Source organism: Brevibacillus sp. M2.1A (assembly GCF_013284355.2).
GTDB lineage: Bacteria > Bacillota > Bacilli > Brevibacillales > Brevibacillaceae > Brevibacillus.
In genome coordinates, this window is the sequence record NZ_JABSUY020000001.1 from 2,969,831 (window position 1) to 2,990,226 (window position 20,396).

The window sequence follows — 20,396 nt, forward strand, 5'->3', positions numbered from 1 at the left end:
TCTCCTCCACAATGTTGACTCAGCTTCCCAATCATTCCTCCTCAGAATCCAGCTGAATCCCATACTTTCTAATCCGCCGCATAAGTAGCGACTGGGTTATGCCGAGGGCCGATGCTGTTTTGCGAGTTGTTTTGTGTGTACGCAATGCTTGCAGAATAAATTCCATCTCAATTTTCTCCATCCGCTCTGTAAGAGAAAGAGAACCGAGTGAAAGAATTCCCTCCTCCAGCTCACGAATACTCCGCAGTTCTTCTGGCAAATCACTCACTTGAATTTCATCCAGTTTTGACGTAATAACGATCCGCTCTACCAAATTTTCCAACTCCCGCACGTTCCCAGGCCATTCGTATTGATGCAAAACATCCAGTGCTTCCGGAGATAAACGCCGTTTCTGGTTATGTTTGCTATTGAATCGCTGTAAATTGTGATGGAGTAACGGGAAAATATCGTCCTTTCTCTCCCGTAATGGCGGAACATTGATGGGTAAAATATTTAGGCGATAGTACAAGTCATGTCTGAATTTGCCCAACCGCACGAGCTCCTGAAGGTTGGCATTGGTTGCGGTTATGATGCGGATGTCAGCAGTGTATGTTTTCGTTCCGCCGATCGGCATAAACGTTTTGTTTTGCAAAAGCAGCAATAATTTCGATTGCAAGTGATAGGGAAGCTCGCTGATTTCATCCAGGAAAAGCGTCCCTTTGTCCGCCATTTTTACTAATCCGATTTTTCCCGAGTGACTCGCCCCCGTAAAGGCCCCTTTATGGTAGCCGAACAGCTCTGACTCGATCAAGGTTTCGGGAATGGCACTACAGTTGACGTGGACGAACGGCCCGCTGCTTCGTTCGCTCAATTGATGGATTTGCTCCGCAAGATAGCTTTTTCCTACACCTGTTTCTCCTGTAATAAACACGGTCGTGTCCACAGGGGCTGCTTTTTTCATTAATTCCAGCAGGGCGAGATAGGAACGGCTGTTGCCAATCAAGGTTTGGGAAGAGCTCTGGCTAGCTTCCCACTTCATGAGCTGAATTTCTTCGCTGTACCGCTTTAGTAAAGCGACCGTCTCTTCCAGCTGTGAACTGGCACGGGCTGCCTCAGTGATATCGCGTGAGTGGGAAACGATCAGCTCCGGTCTTCCATCCTCATCCGGGATAATATGTCCGGTCACCAGAAATTTCCCCTTATTATTGACGAGCTGAATGGTTGTGGTCGGTTTTCCCGTTTCCAAAACCAAGCGGGTGACAGAGGGGCTGAAAATCCCCATTTCTTCGAGGTCGGATACGTTTTGCCCGATGAGTTCGGCTTTTGGCAGACCACACAGGTTTTCACTGGCATTGTTTAACCATAAAGTAGTTCCCTGCGCATCAGCAATGAATATGCCATCTGCCAGTGTGTTCAGGATGTCAATAAAACGATCAACAGAAGACAGTGCTAGTATCTCCGCAGCTTTTTCCATGTTGAGTAGCTCCCCGGTTTTTCAACTGATTGTACAAGATCAAATTGATTGTTGTATAGTGAATCGAAATTAAAACTAGCTGAGTCGAAATCGATTCAATAGAAAAGTTAGACTTTTCCTGCCTTTTCGCTTCAAAAGTGAGTCTATTTCGACTCAGTAATAGAAGTAGCTTGTAGCTTGCTTGTGTTTTTATGCCGCTTTGAGGCTTGGCACAAGAGTTGCTACTACATAGTTCGACGTAAGCGATTTACCCAAGAATACGAGACAAGGAAATGCATGCGATGTTATCAAAACTGGTGACGCACGAACAAGCAGTGGAGCATGTTCTGGATGGCACCCGGCTAATGTATGGCGGATTCGGCACGATCGGTTCCCCGGCACTCTTGATTGATTCGATCTTGCACAAAGGCGTGCAAAGCTTGACACTCATCGGAATTGATGCGGGGTATCCGGAAATCGGAATCGGAAAGCTGATCAGTCATGGACGGGTGAGGCGGCTGATAACCACACATATTGGCTCCAATCCCGAAGCAGGTCAACAAATGTTGGATGGAATGCTGGAAGTGACATTTTGTCCACAAGGAATTTTCGCAGAAAAGATTCGGGCAGGGGGTGTTGGCATTCCGGGAATCGTTGTAGATGCGCATGTGAGTGGAGAGCGAATGGAAGGAGCAGAGCCGTTTGCTTTTGCCGGAAGAACCTGTCAGATCGAAGCTGCCCTGACAGCGGAAGTAGGGATCGTCTATGCAAAACAGGCGGATACTTACGGAAATCTCATTTATGACAAGGCAGCAAGAAATCTGAATCCGCTAGTAGCGATGGCCGCAGATATCACAATCGCTGAGGTGGAAGAGATCGTTCCGGCAGGAGAGCTGGACCCGGATAAAATCGTGACGCCTGGCATTTTTGTGGATTATATCGTGGTTCGTGGCGGAGGGAACAGCTAATGGGGTTGGAAATGGATCAGCGCAATATGGTTGCGTGGCGTGCGGCCAAAGAGGTCGCTCCCGGAATGGCAGTGAACTTGGGGATCGGAATACCTGAGCTGGTCGCTGATTTTATCCCGAATGAATGGCAAGTCATGTTTCACTCGGTGAATGGAATCTTGGGTGTCGGACCTACGCCGTTAAAGGGAGAAGAGGACCAGCATATTTCCAACGCAGGTGGAGCACCTGTTACCGTTGTACCGGGGGCATCGTATTTCGACAGCACCATTGCGTATGGCATGATCCGAAGAAGAAAGCTGGACGCAGCGTTTATCGGGGCTTTGCAGGTGAATCGCCGAGGAGATCTGGCAAACTGGATTGTTCCTGGCTCGCGCGTTCATGGAATTGGTGGAGGAGCAGAACTGGCCTATTACGCCAAGAAAGTGATCGTGCTCATGAGCCATGTCAATCAGGCAGGTGAGCCCAAAATCCGCAGGGAGTGCACATTGCCACTGACGGCGAAGGGCTGCGTCGATCTCATTATCACCGAGAGGGCTGTAATCGAGATCACGCCAAGAGGCTTGCTTTTGACAGAGGTAATGTACCCGTTCACCTTGGAAAATGTCATTACGAATACCGGGGCACCTTTAATGATTTCAGAAAATTTACAAATGGTAGAGTAATGAAAAATGTAAGCGCGAACAAATAGAACAGGGGGATGAAACACATGAAAAAAACAATCAAAATGATCGCAGGAGTCGTATTTTCGTTGTCACTACTTGTAAGCGGATGTAGCCAAGGCGCTTCCACTAACAGTGCGGGAGGGCAAGCAGGTGGGGCTTCTGCTGGAAATGCGTCGTCCATGACAAAAGAGGCAGGCGTATTTGTATACGCGGCTTCAGGTGAATATCAGCCATTCAGCTACTTCAAGGATGGTCAATTGACCGGATTTGATGTCGAGATCGGCAATGAGATCGCCAAGCGTTTGGGTCTTGAGCCAAAGCCAGTCACGTCGCCTTTTTCCGGTATTATCGCAGGGGTAAAAGAAGGACGCTACGATGCAGCGATTGCCAGCCATGCGATTACAGAAGAACGGAAGCAGCAGGTTGATTTCGCAGACCCGTACTACTTGTCCGGTGGTCAACTGTTCGTTCGCCCGGATGGGACGATTAGCACACTGGAAGGTTTGAAAGGTAAAGAAGTGGCAGTCGCACTCGGCACTACACACGAAAAGATGGCGCGGGAGTATACGGATAACATCAAAACGTATGACAGCGATGTAACGGCTCTGCGTGCCTTGGAGCAGGGAAAACACGATGTCGTGATTACAGATAGCGTCGTAGGGGAGATTGCCATTGCGCAAGGCTTGAAGCTCAAGAAAAGCGGGAAGCCACTCTCGGAAGTCAAGCATGGAATCGCAGTGCGCAAAGGAAATACGGAATTGCTGAACAAGATCAACGAAGTGCTCAAGCAAATGATGGAGGATGGTACCTACGTTAAATTGAGCGAGAAGTACTTTAATCGCGATATCAGCAAAGCAGAATAGTGAGTTGGTATAAAAGACAAATTCCATTACGAGTGAGGGGTGGCATCAAGTGCCCAGTTTTGCCCATCTGACAGAAGAGTTTTTCCGGACATTGCCGTTTTTTTGGAAGCCGTTGCTGCTGACCTTTCAGTTGACGATCGCTTCTGTTATCGTAGGCTCGATTATCGGATTGTTTGTCGCTTTGTTAAAGGTATCCAGGCTTCCAGTTGCACGCTTCATAGCCAATGCGTACATCATGATCATTCGCGGTACACCGTTGGTCGTGCAAATTTTCGTTTTGTATTTCGGCTTTTACAAAATTATTGATCTCGGTCAATTTTGGTCGGCAGCGCTCGCTCTGGCGATTCACAGTGGAGCCTATATCGCAGAGATTTTCCGGGGCTCGATTCAGTCGATTGATAAAGGACAAATGGAGGCAGGTCTATCTTTGGGCATGTCCGCTCGTCAAACCATGCGCCGGATCATTTTGCCGCAAGCGATGAAACGATCAATCCCGCCGCTTGGTAACCAGTTTATTTTGTCTTTGAAGGAATCATCTCTGGCCGCTTTCATTGCCATGGATGAGTTGTTCTCACTGGCCCGTCGCTTGTCTGCGGAAACCTTTGATGAAATGACGTACTTTTTGATTGTGGCGCTCTATTACTTGGTTATTGTTATGGCGTTTACGTATGTGGTCCACATCATGGAGAAGCGTCTGGCAAAAGGAGAGGCGTAAAGCGGAGGGGAAAGACGATGGAAAAGCAAAGAGAAATGATACGCGTGCAAAATTTGAAGAAAAGCTTCGGAAAAGTGGAAGTTCTCAAGGATGTCACCCTGCAAGTCGGAAAGGGTGAGGTCGTCGTCTTGATCGGTGCCAGTGGATCGGGGAAAAGCACATTGATTCGATGCATTAATTTTCTGGAGATCAAGGACGGCGGAGAGATTTATATCGAAGGTAAAAGCATCGATCCGAAGAAGGATGACTTGACCAAAGTACGGCAAAAGGTAGGCATGGTGTTCCAGCACTTCAATCTGTTCCCGCATAAAACCGTTCTGGAAAACATCATGGAGGCACCGCTGATTGCGAAGAAAGCGGACAAGGAAGAAACGAAGCAGGAAGCGCTCCGGCTGCTGAAAAAGGTAGGTCTTTCTGAAAAAGCGGACGCCTACCCATCCAGCCTCTCCGGTGGACAAAAGCAACGCGTGGCCATTGCTCGTTCACTGGCGATGAAACCGGATATCATGCTCTTCGACGAGCCAACCTCGGCGCTTGACCCAGAGCTGGTAGGGGAAGTGCTGGAGACAATGAAGCAGCTCGCGCAAGAAGGAATGACGATGATTATCGTGACGCATGAGATGGGGTTTGCCAAGGAAGTGGCTGACTGGGTGGCGTTTATGAATCAAGGCAAGATCATCGAGATGGCTAGACCCCAAGAAATTTTCAACAACCCGAAAGAAGAGCGCACGAGAGAATTTTTGAACCGTGTACTGTAATGGCGTAAAAACGAAAGGGAGCTGGGGTATGAGAGACGTAGTCATTGTTGCGGGTGTGCGCAGTGCTGTGGGTGCATTTGGGAAAAGCCTGCGGGACGTACCGGCAACAGAGCTGGGGCGGCAGGTATTGGAAGGCTTGATGAATAAGGTTGATTTGCCGAAGGAACAAGTCAATGAAGTGATTTTTGGCAATGGGTACGTACATGGGGGAGGACTCAATGCTGCACGTATCAGCTCGCAGCTGGCGGGATTTCCACGCAATGTCTATGGTCACATCGTTATTAAAGCCTGTGGTTCAGGATTGAAAGCAATTGGCAACGGTGCGCTAGCCATTGCAGCAGGTCAAGAGGATGTGGTGATTGCGGGCGGAGTGGAATCCATGAGCAGTGTTCCCTACCTCGTGAAGAACCGCTGGGGCAGCAAATTCGGCAATTTGTCCATGGAGGACGCTCTTTTGTCCGATGGCTTGATCTGCTCGTTGACCGGCGAGCATATGGGGTTGACCGCAGAACGGCTGGCGGTACAGTACGGTATTTCCCGTGAGGAGCAGGATTGTTTTGCCTATGAGAGCCACGTAAGAGCAGCGGCAGCAATCGAAGCAGGCACGTTCGCGAATGAGATCGTACCAATTGAAATCAAGGATCGCAAAGGCACCCGTGTTTTTGCGCAGGATGAATCGGTGCGACAGGATATCAAGCTAGAAGAGCTCGCCAAGCTGAAAAGTGTTTTTCAAAAAGAGGGATCTATCACTGCCGGAAATGCGTGTCCGATGAATGACGGCGCAGCCGCAGTATTAATGATGTCTCGTGAAAAGGCGGAGGAGGCGGGTTTGACTCCGCTCGTGAAAATCAAGGCTTTTGCCAGCGCAGGAGTCGAACCTGACGTAATGGGGATCGGACCAGTTCCCGCTACGCAAAAAGTACTGGAGAAAGCGGGATTGGCGCTAGAAGACATTGGGCTCATCGAGTTAAACGAGGCATTTGCCGCCCAGGCTTTGTCCGTGATCAAATGCTTGGAGCTGGACTCGAGTAAGGTGAATGTCAATGGAGGCGCGATTGCCTTGGGTCACCCTGTGGGAGCAACTGGCGCGAAGCTGACAGTGACGTTGATGAACGAAATGATGCGCAGACGCGAGAAGTATGGCATGGTGACGCTGTGCATGGCAGGTGGCATGGGAATGTCAGTGATCTATGAAAATTTGACGCTATAAACTTTACATGTACAAAGGAAACAGCCCCGAACGTTGTTATGTCGGGGCTGTTTGTCATGAAAGCTAGATCGGTTATGAAGGGGCATTTTGTTCACGTAAGTATTTTCGCAATGTAGCCGCTACTTCTGTTGGGTTTTCCAGCTGTACAATGACGTGCTGGTATTTGGCATGACCCTCTACTTCCAGGATCAACAACGAATCTGTCTGGGTAAAAGAAAGGAAGTACCATTCATTTCTATACTGAAAGCTTCCTTCATAAATGTTCAATGGGCCAAAAGACGTCCCTGGCATGCGCAACATCCATTTTGGCGGAATGAAAGAACCAACCTCGACATGCTTGATCGACTGATAAGGTAACGTGATCGTGCTCTTTAAGGCTAAGAGCGTATGCAAGCCAGTGAGTCGCAAGGTAAAATCCGTCTTGCCGAAATGTACACTTCTTCCCATTGTTGCTCACCTCTTTCATCTGCCATCGTTTCATTATCTCACAGAAGAATGACGATGACACGGGACAATCAAAAAAGCCGGCGCTTCCCCACAAAAGGAAGGCAACCGGCTTTTCGTATTCTTTCTTACATTTCTTCTGGAGCAGACAGACCGAGCAGACGCAGACCTTCCTTCAGCACAGCAACGACTGCTGCTACGAGCTGGAGACGAGATGCCTTCACATCTTCTTCCTCAGCCAGGATGCGTACATTCGCATAGAATTTGTTGAACGTTTGTGCCAGGTCGATCACATACTTGCCGATTTGCGACGGATCGAAGTTATCGGCAGCACGTTCGATTATCTCTGGGAACGCGTTCAAGAGGGTAATCACTGCCCAAGCCTCTTTGCTGTCGAGTGCACCGGAAGCCAGGTTTACCGCCGTCGCTGGCTGGTAGCCACCTCTGCGCAGCAGCGAGCATGCACGCGCGTGTGCGTATTGCACGTATGGTCCTGTTTCCCCTTCGAAGGTCAGCATCTCTTCCCAGGAGAAGTTGACATCATTGAGGCGGAAGTTTTTCAAGTCATGGAAAATAACTGCGCCTACCCCGACTTGACGAGCCACTTCTTCTTTATTGGACAGCGTAGGGTTTTTCTCCTCGATGACTTTTTGGACATCAGAAATGGCTTGTGCCAACACTTCTTCCAAGAGAACAACTTTCCCTTTACGCGTGGACATTTTCTTGCCGTCCTTGAGCATCATGCCGAATGGGATGTGGTGCATATTTGCAGACCACGCATAGCCCATTTTTTCCAACACTTTATAGAGCTGCTGGAAGTGAAGACGTTGCTCGTTTCCTACGACATAGAGTGCTTTTGCAAAATCGTACGATTCGTGACGGAAGAGGGCAGCAGCCAAATCGCGCGTTGCGTACAGGGTAGCGCCGTCAGATTTTTTGATCAGGCATGGCGGCATGTTGTATTCATCGAGGTTCACGACCATCGCACCGTCGGATTCAGTCAATAGCCCTTTTTCCTCGAGCAATGTAACAACGCGATCCATTTTGTCGTTGTAGAACGCTTCCCCGTGTGTGGAGTCGAAGGCTACGTTCATCAGGTCGTAGATCTTCATGAATTCCTTGAGGGACTCATCACGGAACCATTTCCACAGATGCTGTGCTTCTTCGTCGCCATCCTCGAGCTTTTTGAACCATTCGCGGCCTTGATCTTCCAAGGTAGGATCGTTCTCGACTTCTTCGTGGAAACGAACGTAGAGGCTGAGCAGCTCCTTGATTGGTTCTGCTTTTACCTTTGCTTCGTCACCCCAGAGGCGATACGCAACGATCAGTTTCCCGAACTGTGTACCCCAGTCACCCAAGTGATTGATGCGCACTGGCTCGTAGCCTTGCTTTTCCATGATGTTGGCAATTGCGTTCCCGATAACGGTAGAGCGCAGGTGACCCATGGAAAACGGCTTCGCGATATTCGGGGAGGAGAGGTCGATTGGTACTTTGCGCCCTTGACCGACATTGCTGCTTCCGAATGTGCTGCCTTGGGTAAGGATGGTTCCGATTACTTGCTCTGCCACATTTTCTTGATCCAGGAACAGATTCACGTACGGACCAACTGCTTGCGATTCGCGCACTGGTGCACCGGTGAGCTGTCCAGCCAGCTCTGATGCGATCATCGGTGGGGCTTTGCGCAATGCTTTTGCCAATTGGAAGCATGGGAAGGCCACATCGCCCATTGCAGGGTTTGGAGGTGTTTCCAGCATGCCGTATACAGCTTCTTTGGTCAGTGTGTCAACGCCCATCGAGGAGAGCGTAGCGGCAATCTTTTCAGCGACTTGGTGTTTGTAACTCATCTAAATTTCTACTCCTTTCAAATAAAAAAACCTCTACGTCTCCTGTGAAAAAGAGACGAGAGGTTATACTCCCGCGGTGCCACTCTTGTTGTTTTTCCCTTCCATCGAACAGGAAGGCAAAAACCGCTTGATCTGCTGTAACGGGCAGTCCCGGCATAGGCCCTACACGATCCGTTGCCCATAATGGCTGGCGCAGGATGTTCAGGCCGCATCTCCGAGGGGCGCTTCCTCACATGGTTTGGCATCGGGCTCACACCGTCCCCGACTCGCTTTCGTCCTCACACAAGGAGTACTTTCCTCATCAACGATTCGTCTGTTTCACTAGAATTATAGCTGTTTATACCGTCATGATGCAAGGTGCCTCGATCAAGGTTTTTTTAATATCTTATCTAATTCCGCGAAATATTGCTTGGTCAGCTCTTCCTTTTCTTCCGCGCTGAGGTTTTCCGCATTCATCATTTGCTCTTTGTACTGCTCCAACTTTTCGAGCATAGCCAACTCGGCAGCAGCGGCCTCATCCAGATCGTAATTTTCCGATGGATCGAACGGGATCAATCGATTGTCATTCCCACTTCGCAAATAAGCGGAGCGCCAGTTCTCCGGAAACTGGTACGGCTGTTCGCCAAACATAATCGCTAAAATATCGTCGGATTCAATCGGCAGGAAGTGATCGTAATCGTCTCTTCTGCCTCCCTCGGACAAGTTAATGTGGGACAAAAAATAATGGAGATAATGTTCCCCGGTTTCGGTATTCTTAACGATGGAATAGGTTTCAAAATCGGATTTGGATAGTTCTTTTATGGTTTCCAAACAGGACAGAAATTTGTCTTTTTCTCGTGCTTGCAAGTCATCCATGTCATCTCGTTCCTTTCGCTCTACAATAAGCCTCATGATAGCAAAAGCAATGGGCGCTGACAATGAAAGCAACGTAACAGAGTGCAGCAGTGGAAGAAGAGAAAAGGATTATGGAAAAAATAATTGGATATTCTTGTCACAAAAATAAGCCAGCTGGATCAAATACATATCAACACGAAACAAGGAGGTGAACAGCGCGTGAATGCAAGTGCCAAAAGTAGCGAAGCGGACTGGACGCTGCAATTGACCAACGAGGAGAAGCTGACGAGGCTCATGAGCGAGTACGGAGACAACATCGTGCAGCTCGCCTACTTGATCGTCAAGGATCGGGGAATTGCGGAAGACATTACCCAGGAAGTGTTTCTGAAGGCGTATCGGGGTCTGGATCAGTTCCGCCATCAGAGTAGCGTGAAAACATGGCTTTACCGAATCGCGATCAACGAGTCCCGCAAATATTTGCGTTCGTGGTCCTTTCGCCAGATTTTTTCTACATACCTCTCCAAAGAGGAAGCACCCCCGGAAAAGGTCGACACGGCAAATGTTGAATCGGCAGTCATCGGACAAATGAGCAAGATACAGGTAGCGGAGCAGGTGATGAAGCTCTCGCCGCTGTACCGAAAAGTCATGGTACTTCATTACTATGAAGATTTGTCGATAAAAGAGATTGCGCATGTGTTGGATATTTCAGAAGATGCCGTACGAACCCAATTGTCACGGGCCCGAAAACATTTTAAGGCATTGTGTGAAAAGGAGGGATTGGAATGGACGTAGATAAGCAAATGCGTGAAGCGGTACGGAGTGCAAGTGAGGAATCGGTGGAGGAAGTGAGGTTTACAAAGGAAATGGAATTGCGGATCAGAGATGCGATTGCAAAGAATAAACACAAGAATCGAAACCGAATTTTCGTGGCTGGTTCGCTGGCAGCTTGCTTGGCGGTTACTGCTGTGGGAATGCACCAGCAAGGCTGGTTTCCACAGTTGCCAAATGGCAAAAATGTAACGAATGCGATTGCAACGACTGCTACGGAAACAAATAATAAAGAGGCAAATCAGAACAGTGTAATGGTGTCGGCGGAAGATGCCGTCTTACCATTGAAAAAAGTGATTCCAGCCTTGAGCAAGATGACAATAAGAGTGGATCGTACAAGCTATGGATTCAGTGCACTAACTTTACTGGAAGGGGATACTGCGCGTGCCAATGTTGTCTATGATACACAGACAGGACAAATTGAGAGCTTTACAATAAACGGTGAGCGGAAAGAACAGAAGGAGATAAACTTGCCATCATCCAAGACTGCGGCGAAAGCAGCAAGCGCATTTCTTCAAGCTTTTTTGGGGGAGGAAAGTAAGACCTATCAGCTCGTCGAGACTCAGATCTACACCGACGAGCATATGGTAAAAGGCCCATGGATGAGCGTGAATTATCAACGGATCGAAAACGGCCAGCCCGTTCCGTTCGACGTATTGTCGGTTGGAATTGACGAACGTGAGCAAGTCGCGTTTTTCGGGCGATTGAACAAGAGCGAACAAGCCTTTTTCACCAAGCTGACAGATGCCATGCCCGATTTGAGCCCATCCCTTCTTCTTTTGGATAAAGAAAAGAACCACGATGGCATGTCATTCATTTTGGGGAAAACGAACAAAGAGGGTCATGAAGTTTCTCTTGTGATCACTGGCAATGGTCAAGCATTGGAACATTATAGGCTTCTGTTTAAGGATGAAAAGGAAGCAAAGAGCCAGAAAAGAGCAGAAGGAGCAAAAGCATTGGAGCAAGAGCGACAGTTCCTGAACAAGCTGCTCGGGGCTGATAGCGAGAACTATCGGTTGTTGGACGCCAACCATCCGGGATTGTACCTGAGATACTATAACGGGATGCCGGTGTTGTCTGATGAAATAAGCATCGAAACAACCGACTCTGGCCACCTCGAATATTTCAATAAGGGGCTCGAATCATTTGAGCCGTCGCAGTACCCGGATGTATCGACTGCTGTGTCAGAAGAGGTAGCCATCAAAGAGCTGAGCGAGCATATGAAGCTTCGGTACGTGCAGAATCCGAGAATACAGCCACAATCAAATCAAGGGGATATGTGGCAGCCCATTCTGGAGTACACACCAGCTGTTTCCTTCATGCAAAGAGGACGTGAAGATGGTCAGGAGTGGTATATCGACGCGACCAATGGCAAGATGGTGTATGGAACGGGAGATAACGGGCTTGCTTATGATCAGTTGAATACGAAGGAAGCACATCCGATCGAATCTCCAAAGGAATACGTCAAGGTTCGCTCCAAGGATGAGGCAAAAGCGTTGCTGCAAGCGGAATTCGGCATACAAGTGGATGACTCGACCTATAGAGAGAGTAACCGTGACGGACGCAAGGAATACGTCTGGAATGATAAAAATGACAAGTATATCGGCGTAGAAGTTCTCGCAGAAACAGGCAGTGTCGTCGGGCTGGGGTCACCGCGATCCGATACAGCAGTGACAGTCAAACGCGAGCAAGCGGAAGAGGCTGCACTTGCCTTTCTGCCTAAATACGTTGATCCAGGCATAAAAGAAGTGCAATTGGCGCAAGTCATACAGCCAGACGAAACGAATCCTGTGTCTTCGGGCGAATGGGAATTCAGATATCTCATGAGCAAGGATGGCATTCCAGTACAGGATCGCTGGCCGAAAGCGGCTTATTCAGTAACAGTCGATCCGTCTTCTGGCAAAGTGACAAAGTTCGCAAACTACAGAGAGACGCACGAGTTGGTGGAGCTTCCAGCATCCGACGAGATCGTCTCGAAAGACAAGGCTGTTGAGGCGTATTTACGAGTCATGCCATTAAAGCTGGTCTATTTGAGGAGAGATGTGGATGGGCAAAAATTAGCTCAACCAAAGATGGCGTATGTGCCGTGGAGTGACGAAAAGCTGGCGTTCAAATATATTACTCTGGATGCTGTGACAGGCAAGATCATCACCAAATAACAAGAAAAAAAGGCTATCCCGAAGCCATTCCTGATGGCTTTTGGGATAGCCTTTTTTACACTTATCTAACAGTCGTCACACGAGCACCCGATAATAACCAACAGGATAAACAGCACGAGCACGATTGCGAAGCAGTCACCGAAGAATCCGTTACCGCAGAAAGATGTACTCATCTTTGTTTCCCCTCCTTTCCGTTATACTCCAGTCTATACACGAATGCCGATATTGGACTGGGCGGATGCCCACTTAGGCAAAAATGGGCGGGTAAGAAGAGAAGCTCAGTAAAAAATAGACAATTCACAATTGACGGGGAGACAAAGGGGGTGTTAAGATACTTGCAAACATTCAAGACATTTCGCAAACCAACTAAATGACAAGTGTACGACTCTTATCCAGAGAGGCAGAGGGACTGGCCTGATGAAGCCTCGGCAACCGGTAAAAATCCGGTGCCAATTCCAGCAAAGCTACGTGCTTTGAAAGATAAGAGGATGTCTCAGGCGTTTTCGTATCTGCTGACAAATCCTCTTCTTTCAAAGAAGAGGATTTTTTATTTACCCAGATGCAAGGGAGAAAAGGGGCACGTCAATGAAACCAACTTTTCCAACTTTTCGCGAACAGCTTTCCCGGAAAATTCTGATTCTGGACGGTGCAATGGGCACCATGCTTCAACAGGCGAATCTGACTGCTGATGATTTCGGCGGTGAAGCCTATGATGGCTGTAATGAACTCCTGAACTTGACCAGACCAGATGTGATTCGTTCCATTCACGAGAAATATTTAGAGGCAGGCGCAGACATCGTCGAGACAAATACGTTTGGTGCTGCTTCCATTGTTTTGGCCGAGTACGATGTGCCAGAGAAAGACCTTGAGATCAATATAGCGGCAGCTCGCTTGGCCAGAGAAGCGGTGGATGCCTATTCCACGGAGGAGTGGCCGCGTTTTGTAGCAGGTGCCATGGGACCGACGACCAAAACCCTTTCGTTGACAGGCGGTGTCACCTTCGAAGAACTGATCGAGGCTTATTATCGTCAGGCAAAAGGTCTGATTCTCGGCGGCTCCGATGTTCTTCTTTTAGAAACCTCGCAAGATACGTTGAACGTCAAGGCTGGCGGGATCGGGATTCGCAAAGCTTTTGAAGAGCTTGGACAGGAGCTCCCCGTTATGCTGTCAGGTACGATTGAGCCGATGGGCACGACGCTGGCGGGCCAAAATATCGAGGCGTTTTACGTCTCCTTGGAGCATATAAAGCCTGTTTCTATAGGTCTGAACTGTGCGACAGGACCCGAGTTCATGCGTGATCATCTGCGGACACTATCAGGAATTGCCCAATGTGCGGTCAGCTGTTATCCGAACGCAGGCTTGCCAGATGAGAACGGTCATTATCATGAAACGCCACAGGGACTTGCTTCGAAAATGCGGGCGTTCGCGGAACAGGGCTGGATAAACGTCGCTGGCGGTTGCTGCGGAACAACGCCTGACCATATTCAAGCGATGGCAGAAGCATTGAAAGACTGCAAGCCGCGCAGTGCTGCTGTAGAACCGCTGAGCGCGGTCTCCGGGATCGAGGTCGTTTACGTCGAAGATGACAATCGTCCCTTGCTCGTAGGGGAGAGGACCAATGTCATCGGTTCCAAAAAATTCCGTGATCTGATTGCAGCTGGTCACTATGAAGAAGCGTCTGATATTGCCCGAGCCCAAGTAAAGCGTGGGGCACATGTCATCGATATATGCTTGGCTGACCCCGACCGTGATGAATACGAAGATATGGAAAAATTCCTACAGTTCATCGTGAAAAAAGTAAAAGCACCGCTCATGATCGACTCGACAGATGCCAAGGTCATGGAGTTGGGACTTCGCTATTCGCAAGGGAAGGCCATTCTCAACTCGATTAACCTGGAAGACGGGTTGGATCGATTTGAGGAAGTGGTTCCGCTTATTCACAAGTTCGGTGCCTCCGTTGTCGTCGGAACGATTGAAGAAGCGGGTATGGCTATCACTCGCGAAAAGAAGCTGGAGGTCGCACAACGTTCGTATGACATTCTCGTCAACCAGTATGGAATAAAGCCACAGGATATTATTTTTGATCCACTTGTCTTTCCAGTAGGGACAGGGGATGAACAATACATCGGCTCTGCCAAGGAAACCGTAGAAGGCATTCGTTTGATCAAACAGGCAATGCCTGCTTGCAAGACGATCCTGGGTGTCAGTAATGTTTCCTTCGGCTTGCCTCCTGCGGGTCGGGAAGTGCTGAATGCGGTCTTCTTGTACCACACCACTCTCGCAGGGCTTGATTACGCCATCGTTAACACAGAAAAGCTGGAGCGCTACGCTTCGATTCCAGAAGACGAGAGAAAGCTGGCAGAAGCCCTTCTATTCGAGACAAATGATGAGACATTGGCGGCCTTCACTGAATTTTATCGTCAAAAGAAAAAGGAAGTTCGTGTGGAAGTCTCCTCGTTAACACTTGAAGAACGTTTGGCCCGTTATGTAGTCGAAGGCTCCAAGGATGGTCTGGTGGAAGATCTGAAGCTGGCGCTGGATAAATACACACCACTCGAGATCATCAATGGCCCGTTGATGGCTGGGATGGAAGAGGTAGGTCGCCTGTTCAACGGCAACCAGTTGATCGTGGCAGAAGTACTGCAGAGCGCGGAAGTGATGAAGGCATCCGTATCGTTTTTAGAGCCATTCATGGAAAAAAGCGATGCCGCTGCAAAGGGGAAAATCTTGCTGGCGACCGTCAAAGGCGACGTACACGACATCGGAAAAAACCTCGTGGAAATTATTTTGTCAAACAACGGCTACAATGTCGTAAACCTGGGGATCAAGGTACCGCCAGAGCAACTGATTGCCGCATGCAGAGAAGAAAAGCCGGATGCCATCGGTCTGTCTGGACTCCTGGTAAAATCCGCGCAGCAAATGGTCATTACCGCACAAGACCTTCGTGAAGCAGGCATTGATATCCCGATGATGGTTGGCGGTGCGGCATTGACACGCAAATTCACATCGAACCGGATTGCACCGGAATACCGTGGAATTGTTTTATACGCAAAAGACGCCATGGATGGTCTGGAGCTTGTGAATCGTCTGCAAAATCCAGAAGAACGTGATCGCTTGGTAGAGGAACAGCAGCATCTGCTGGAAGCAGTCGCAACGGCTCAGCCTGTTGTCGAGGAGAAAAAAGCACCTTTGCCAGCTCGTTCAGCCATCAGCAGAACCGTTCCAATCCATCTGCCGCCCGATTGTGAACGACATGTTTTGCGACAATACCCGCTGAGCCATCTGCAACCGTATTTGAACCTGCGGATGCTCCTCGGAAAACACCTCGGCGTACGCGGAAATGTAGATAGATTGATAGAGGAAGGCGACGAGAAGGTACTGGAACTGTACGGCATTGTGGAAGAGTTATTGAATGAAGCGAAGCAAAAAGGAACCATTTCGACCCACGGTGTGTATCAGTTCTTCCCGGCTCAGTCAGATGGCAACGATATTTTGGTCTATGATCCTAAAGACCACAGCAAGTTGCTGGAGCGCTTTTCGTTCCCGCGTCAGCTGGAAGAACCTCATCTTTGCCTGGCCGACTTCTTGCGACCGGTGGAGAGCAAGGAAATGGATTATGTCGGATTCCTGACCGTAACGGCTGGGGGCGGGATTCGCGAAAAATCTACAGAGCTAAAAGAGCGTGGTGACTACTTGCGCTCTCATGTCCTCCAAGCCTTGGCATTGGAGCTGGCAGAGGCATTTGCTGAGCGAATTCATCACGTCATGCGCGACGTGTGGGGTATACCAGACCCTGTTGAAATGACGATGCTGGAGCGCTTTGGAGCTAGATATCAGGGCATTCGTGTCTCCTTCGGTTACCCTGCTTGCCCGAACCTGGAAGATCAGGCGCAGTTGTTCCGTCTATTGCGTCCAGAGGATATCGGCGTTCAGCTGACAGAGGGATTCATGATGGAGCCAGAGGCTTCTGTATCAGCGATGGTATTTGCTCACCCTGAAGCGCGTTACTTCAATGCAGGTCCATCTATTTTTGAAGTCTAAAACGACGGAGTTTGACCACGTATAAATGAAAATGGGAGAGAAGGGATGGAGTTGACGACGAGAAAGAAAGATTTACGAGCCTACTTGAAAGACCACCTCCTAGTCGGAGATGGTGCAATGGCGACCCAGCTGCACGGGCTGGGCGTCCCAGTTGGCGTCAGCTTTGAAGAGCTGTGTTTGTCCAACCCTCGTTTGGTGCATGAAGTCCATACGTCTTACTACCAGGCGGGTGCACGTTTCCTAGAGACAAATACGTATTCTGCCAACCGAGATGCATTGAGCCGTTACGGTTTGGAGCATAAAGTAGCGAGGATTAACCGGCTTGCAGTCGCCATTGCAAGGGAAGCTGCACAGGATGATGCGTATGTAGCTGGCAGCATCGGATCTATTTTGGCTGGACGGGTGAAGAAAAAGGTATTGGATGAATTCCGTGACCAGTATGAGGAACAGGCAATCGCATTGTTGCATGCGGGCGTGGATGGACTGATTCTGGAGACGTTCCTCGATTTGGAGGAGCTGCTTCTGGCGATCGAGGTAATCCGCCCGCTCACAGATGTACCCGTAATCGCGCAGTTAGCCACTTTGGAAGTAGGGCGTACACGTGATGGCTACGCTTTGACAGATGCCTTTTCTGAGCTGAAAGCCGCGGGCGCTGACGTGATCGGACTAAACTGTCGCCTTGGTCCCGCTGAACTCTTACGCTCGTTTGAAAATACAGTGATTCCAGAAGATGCACTCTTATCTGTATTCCCGAATGCAGGGCGTCTGGGGATGACTGACGGAGAATACGCTTTTAAATCATCACCTGAATATTTTGGACAGAGTGCGCTTCGTTTGCGTGAGCAGGGGGTTCGGTTGATTGGCGGATGCTGCGGAACCACACCTGCACATGTGAAGGCGATTGCGGATGCACTTGAGTCACTGGAGCCGCAAGCGCGTGTAAACCCGACCATCGTAGCTGGAGATCGTCCTACGATTTCTGTGCAGAACACGAGGGAGAGGGAGAAACCGAGCATTGTCGAGCGCGTAAAAACCGCAACGACGATCATTGTCGAGTTTGATCCGCCACGTGATCTGGATGCAGACCAATTTCTCCACGGATGCTGCGAGCTGCACAAAGCAGGAGCGGACGCGATTACGCTGGCGGATAATTCGTTGGCGACAGTTCGGATGAGCAACATGGCACTCGGGGCACTCATGAAGAGCAGACATGGAATCGATCCACTCTTGCACCTTGCTTGCCGGGACCGCAATCTGATTGGGCAGCAATCGCACTTAATGGGGCTGCACGCTCTGGGGATCGATCAAATATTGGTGATTACTGGCGATCCATCACGCTTTGGGGACTTGCCGGGTGCCAGCTCGGTATTTGACGTGACCTCGTTTGATCTAATCCGCATGGTGAAGCAGTTGAACGAAGGTGTTTCGTTCTCAGGACGTCCGTTAAAGCAAAAAGCCCAGTTCATCGTAGGCGCCGCCTTTAATCCGAATGTCCGAAATATGGATGCTGCTGTTGCCCGATTGGAAAAGAAGGTCGAGGCAGGCGCGGATTACATTATGACGCAACCTGTGTACGATGCAGAGTCCATTCGGAATGTGTACGAGGCGACGAAGCATATCGGCATTCCTGTCTTTATCGGGATCATGCCGTTGACCAGCTCGCGTAATGCGGAGTTCCTGCATAATGAAGTGCCCGGAATCAAACTGTCGACAGAGGCTCTGGAACGGATGAAAAAGGTTCAGGGAGAAGCCGCCAGACAGGAAGGAATTGCAATCGCGAAGGAATTGGTCGACACGGCCGTTCGTTACTTCAATGGTATCTATCTGATTACACCGTTCAATTATTACGAGATGGCGGCAGAGCTCATTTCATATACACGCCAGCAAAGCTCTTTGGTGAAGATGGCCCAGGCTTAACGGTTTTACGCCAGATATATAGGGAAGGCCCATTGTATAGACAGGCTATAGCCTTGCTTCTAATACACATGGGCCTTCATTTCGTTTAGCATAAAGGCGGTCTTGAGAGCTTCCCGATTGCAAAACTGTTGAATCTCCGCAAGGTCCATCTGGGCATACAGCTTTTTGCGTAAAAAACGTTCAATGATATGCGGGAAAGTGAGATCGACAAAGAGCAAATGCAGTTGCTCCATCGAAAGGGGATTTTCTTGGAGATAGCCACGCAATATATGAGAGAACAATTCCTCGTTCCACTGGTCATTTTTTCGCATAGCAAGGGATAGAACACGGGCAATGTCTTTGGACGGAAAATCGTAACGAACGTCCTCCCAGTCAATGATCGCAATTCTTTGATTACTGACGAGCAAATTCCCATTATTAAAATCTCCATGACAGAGAAAATGGTTGGTTAAGGGTTCCCTTTTCCATTTCGAAAAGTATGGAGAGGATATCAAATGTTCCTTTGCTGTGATCCCGGCTTGTTTAAAAAAAGGAAGGTATTCCGCGATCACAGCGTATTTTTGATCATTCTTCCCGGCATATTGAAGCTCCCACTTCTCAAGGGCAGCTAAATCTGTCTTGTACTCCACGGTCCATTTTTCTGCGCCATTATAAAGGTTGCCATGCTTGGAAGAAAAACCGAGCGACCTCATATGAAATTTGCCCAATACCGAGCCGATCCGTTCCATTCGAATAGGGGAGTTATACGCGATATTTGGCCAGGATAGCCTTTGATGGAGAACGAAAAGATTTTCCTTATGAGTTATGTAACGCTTATTATTTTTGGTTCGTTGAATGTCGGGGATGAGTACGTCTTTTTTCCGCAAATGCGCTTCAGCATCCAGGATGAAATGTAAACGTTCCTTTTGCAGAGGGGAAGCTTTTCCAATGAATTTGCCATTGGTTGTTTCCAAGTAAATGACGAGTGATTTGGGTGTATCCCGAATGGTCTTGTGATGCAAAACAGTCATGTCGTATTTGATCTGGATTTTTTTGATGAGGTCGTCCACTGCTGATGCCCCTCCTTGCGTACAGAGCTACAAGTATTGTACGGAAGAAAAGGTGTGAATGACACTAAATATCTACTTAGCTGGCAAGGGAAGAGGGTGCCAATTCATCTCGCGTAAAAAATGACTCAGCTCAGTAAACTTGGCGATTCGTTCCTCACGTGTAAAAGATGCGTTAGCCCCACTTGTAGACGGGACGACAAACACATAGCTGCCGGACCAATCTTCTGTCCCAAAGTACCTGATTGGCTGCAGTCCCAGTGAAATTGCTTGTTTTTTTTGTCCAGTCGCGTGACGAAAAGCAGTAATGCCGTTAAAACAGATGACACGAGGCCGGTAAGTCTGGATCATTTGGACGAACAGCTCTGCCCCTGCAGCAAAATCCTCATTGCGCAGGTCTGTTGCGGAGCGGGTAGGGCGTGAGACCAGATCGGTAATACCATAGTTGTAGTCTAAGAGGGTAGCAGTTTCCTCTGGCAAGAGCTTGTGAGGTGTCAGGCCTCCTTCGTACAATCCGCGCCAAAACAGGTTGGCTGGATTGGCGTAGTGAAAACCCGTCGTAGCTGATATACGCCCTGGATTGATCCCGCAAAATAAGACTGCCAAATCGCGGCGTATGTATGTAGGCAACCATTTTTCTGTGAACTCGACCAAAGCGAACCCCTCCTGTTTACC

At 49.0% G+C, this 20,396-nt stretch carries 17 protein-coding genes and 1 riboswitch; of the genes, 10 read left to right on the forward strand and 7 right to left on the reverse strand.

Going from position 1 to position 20,396, the window contains the following annotated elements:
• Positions 1-31: 31 nt before the first annotated feature.
• Positions 32-1,453 (reverse strand): sigma-54 interaction domain-containing protein, encoded by a 1,422-nt coding sequence (locus HP567_RS14650; protein WP_173609717.1) that lies wholly within the window; start codon positions 1,451-1,453, stop codon positions 32-34.
• 281 nt (positions 1,454-1,734) lie between these two features.
• Here HP567_RS14650 and HP567_RS14655 point away from each other — a divergent pair, with 281 nt between their 5' ends.
• Genes HP567_RS14655 through HP567_RS14680 form a run of 6 tightly spaced genes read left to right on the forward strand, consistent with a single transcriptional unit; the run spans position 1,735 to position 6,608 of the window.
• Positions 1,735-2,400 carry a CoA transferase subunit A gene (locus HP567_RS14655; RefSeq protein ID WP_173609716.1) on the forward strand — a complete coding sequence of 222 codons (666 nt, stop codon included), beginning with the start codon at positions 1,735-1,737 and terminating at the stop codon, positions 2,398-2,400.
• On the forward strand, positions 2,400-3,062 hold the full coding sequence (locus tag HP567_RS14660; protein ID WP_173609715.1) for a 3-oxoacid CoA-transferase subunit B: 663 nt from the start codon (positions 2,400-2,402) through the stop codon (positions 3,060-3,062). The genes HP567_RS14655 and HP567_RS14660 overlap by 1 nt, the downstream gene beginning before the upstream one ends.
• A 44-nt stretch (positions 3,063-3,106) precedes the next feature.
• Positions 3,107-3,925 carry an ABC transporter substrate-binding protein gene (locus HP567_RS14665; protein ID WP_173609714.1) on the forward strand — a complete coding sequence of 273 codons (819 nt, stop codon included), beginning with the start codon at positions 3,107-3,109 and terminating at the stop codon, positions 3,923-3,925.
• Between the two features lie 49 nt (positions 3,926-3,974).
• A complete protein-coding gene (locus HP567_RS14670) occupies positions 3,975-4,640 on the forward strand; it encodes an amino acid ABC transporter permease (protein ID WP_173609713.1) in 666 nt (221 codons plus the stop codon).
• A gap of 17 nt (positions 4,641-4,657) precedes the next feature.
• A complete protein-coding gene (locus tag HP567_RS14675; RefSeq protein WP_285860344.1) occupies positions 4,658-5,398 on the forward strand; it encodes an amino acid ABC transporter ATP-binding protein in 741 nt (246 codons plus the stop codon).
• Between the two features lie 28 nt (positions 5,399-5,426).
• Positions 5,427-6,608 carry a thiolase family protein gene (locus HP567_RS14680; protein WP_173609712.1) on the forward strand — a complete coding sequence of 394 codons (1,182 nt, stop codon included), beginning with the start codon at positions 5,427-5,429 and terminating at the stop codon, positions 6,606-6,608.
• 72 nt (positions 6,609-6,680) lie between these two features.
• On the opposite strand, the gene HP567_RS14685 is transcribed toward HP567_RS14680, so the two are convergent.
• The 3 genes from HP567_RS14685 to HP567_RS14695 form a co-directional block, all read right to left on the reverse strand.
• Positions 6,681-7,055 (reverse strand): hypothetical protein, encoded by a 375-nt coding sequence (locus tag HP567_RS14685; RefSeq protein ID WP_173609711.1) that lies wholly within the window; start codon positions 7,053-7,055, stop codon positions 6,681-6,683.
• A gap of 125 nt (positions 7,056-7,180) precedes the next feature.
• Positions 7,181-8,896, reverse strand: a complete 1,716-nt coding sequence (gene argS / locus HP567_RS14690; RefSeq protein ID WP_173609710.1) for an arginine--tRNA ligase — start codon at positions 8,894-8,896, stop codon at positions 7,181-7,183.
• A gap of 366 nt (positions 8,897-9,262) precedes the next feature.
• Complete coding sequence (locus HP567_RS14695) at positions 9,263-9,751, reverse strand: hypothetical protein (protein ID WP_173609709.1); 489 nt, start codon at positions 9,749-9,751, stop codon at positions 9,263-9,265.
• Between the two features lie 198 nt (positions 9,752-9,949).
• Here HP567_RS14695 and HP567_RS14700 point away from each other — a divergent pair, with 198 nt between their 5' ends.
• Together HP567_RS14700 and HP567_RS14705 are read left to right on the forward strand one after the other, a co-directional pair.
• A complete protein-coding gene (locus HP567_RS14700) occupies positions 9,950-10,522 on the forward strand; it encodes a sigma-70 family RNA polymerase sigma factor (protein ID WP_173609708.1) in 573 nt (190 codons plus the stop codon).
• Entirely contained in the window at positions 10,513-12,717 is a 2,205-nt protein-coding gene (locus tag HP567_RS14705) for a YcdB/YcdC domain-containing protein (RefSeq protein ID WP_173609707.1), read from the forward strand. The genes HP567_RS14700 and HP567_RS14705 overlap by 10 nt, the downstream gene beginning before the upstream one ends.
• A gap of 65 nt (positions 12,718-12,782) precedes the next feature.
• Here the strand turns inward: HP567_RS14705 and HP567_RS14710 are convergent, their stop codons facing one another.
• Positions 12,783-12,890, reverse strand: a complete 108-nt coding sequence (locus HP567_RS14710) for a YjcZ family sporulation protein (RefSeq protein WP_007724452.1) — start codon at positions 12,888-12,890, stop codon at positions 12,783-12,785.
• Between the two features lie 212 nt (positions 12,891-13,102).
• Positions 13,103-13,204: riboswitch (SAM riboswitch) on the forward strand.
• Positions 13,205-13,302: 98 nt separating this feature from the next.
• On the opposite strand from HP567_RS14710, the gene metH reads away from it, so the two are divergent.
• Both metH and HP567_RS14720 read left to right on the forward strand, forming a co-directional pair.
• Positions 13,303-16,758, forward strand: a complete 3,456-nt coding sequence (metH, locus tag HP567_RS14715) for a methionine synthase (RefSeq protein WP_173609706.1) — start codon at positions 13,303-13,305, stop codon at positions 16,756-16,758.
• Between the two features lie 45 nt (positions 16,759-16,803).
• Entirely contained in the window at positions 16,804-18,675 is a 1,872-nt protein-coding gene (locus HP567_RS14720) for a bifunctional homocysteine S-methyltransferase/methylenetetrahydrofolate reductase (protein ID WP_229088033.1), read from the forward strand.
• A gap of 59 nt (positions 18,676-18,734) precedes the next feature.
• Here the strand turns inward: HP567_RS14720 and HP567_RS14725 are convergent, their stop codons facing one another.
• Positions 18,735-19,724, reverse strand: a complete 990-nt coding sequence (locus HP567_RS14725) for a phosphotransferase (protein WP_173609705.1) — start codon at positions 19,722-19,724, stop codon at positions 18,735-18,737.
• 72 nt (positions 19,725-19,796) lie between these two features.
• Complete coding sequence (locus HP567_RS14730) at positions 19,797-20,375, reverse strand: mismatch-specific DNA-glycosylase (RefSeq protein WP_173609704.1); 579 nt, start codon at positions 20,373-20,375, stop codon at positions 19,797-19,799.
• Between the last annotated feature and the right edge of the window lie 21 nt (positions 20,376-20,396).

Coding starts and splice junctions, on each gene's coding strand:
- HP567_RS14665 (WP_173609714.1), top strand. CDS start 3,107: ATGAAAAAAACAATCAAAATGATCGCAGGAGTCGTATTTTCGTTGTCA.
- argS (WP_173609710.1), bottom strand. CDS start 8,896: ATGAGTTACAAACACCAAGTCGCTGAAAAGATTGCCGCTACGCTCTCC.
- metH (WP_173609706.1), top strand. CDS start 13,303: ATGAAACCAACTTTTCCAACTTTTCGCGAACAGCTTTCCCGGAAAATT.
- HP567_RS14680 (WP_173609712.1), top strand. CDS start 5,427: ATGAGAGACGTAGTCATTGTTGCGGGTGTGCGCAGTGCTGTGGGTGCA.
- HP567_RS14720 (WP_229088033.1), top strand. CDS start 16,804: ATGGAGTTGACGACGAGAAAGAAAGATTTACGAGCCTACTTGAAAGAC.
- HP567_RS14685 (WP_173609711.1), bottom strand. CDS start 7,055: ATGGGAAGAAGTGTACATTTCGGCAAGACGGATTTTACCTTGCGACTC.
- HP567_RS14660 (WP_173609715.1), top strand. CDS start 2,400: ATGGGGTTGGAAATGGATCAGCGCAATATGGTTGCGTGGCGTGCGGCC.
- HP567_RS14695 (WP_173609709.1), bottom strand. CDS start 9,751: ATGGATGACTTGCAAGCACGAGAAAAAGACAAATTTCTGTCCTGTTTG.
- HP567_RS14710 (WP_007724452.1), bottom strand. CDS start 12,890: ATGAGTACATCTTTCTGCGGTAACGGATTCTTCGGTGACTGCTTCGCA.
- HP567_RS14675 (WP_285860344.1), top strand. CDS start 4,658: ATGGAAAAGCAAAGAGAAATGATACGCGTGCAAAATTTGAAGAAAAGC.
- HP567_RS14705 (WP_173609707.1), top strand. CDS start 10,513: ATGGACGTAGATAAGCAAATGCGTGAAGCGGTACGGAGTGCAAGTGAG.
- HP567_RS14650 (WP_173609717.1), bottom strand. CDS start 1,453: ATGGAAAAAGCTGCGGAGATACTAGCACTGTCTTCTGTTGATCGTTTT.
- HP567_RS14655 (WP_173609716.1), top strand. CDS start 1,735: ATGTTATCAAAACTGGTGACGCACGAACAAGCAGTGGAGCATGTTCTG.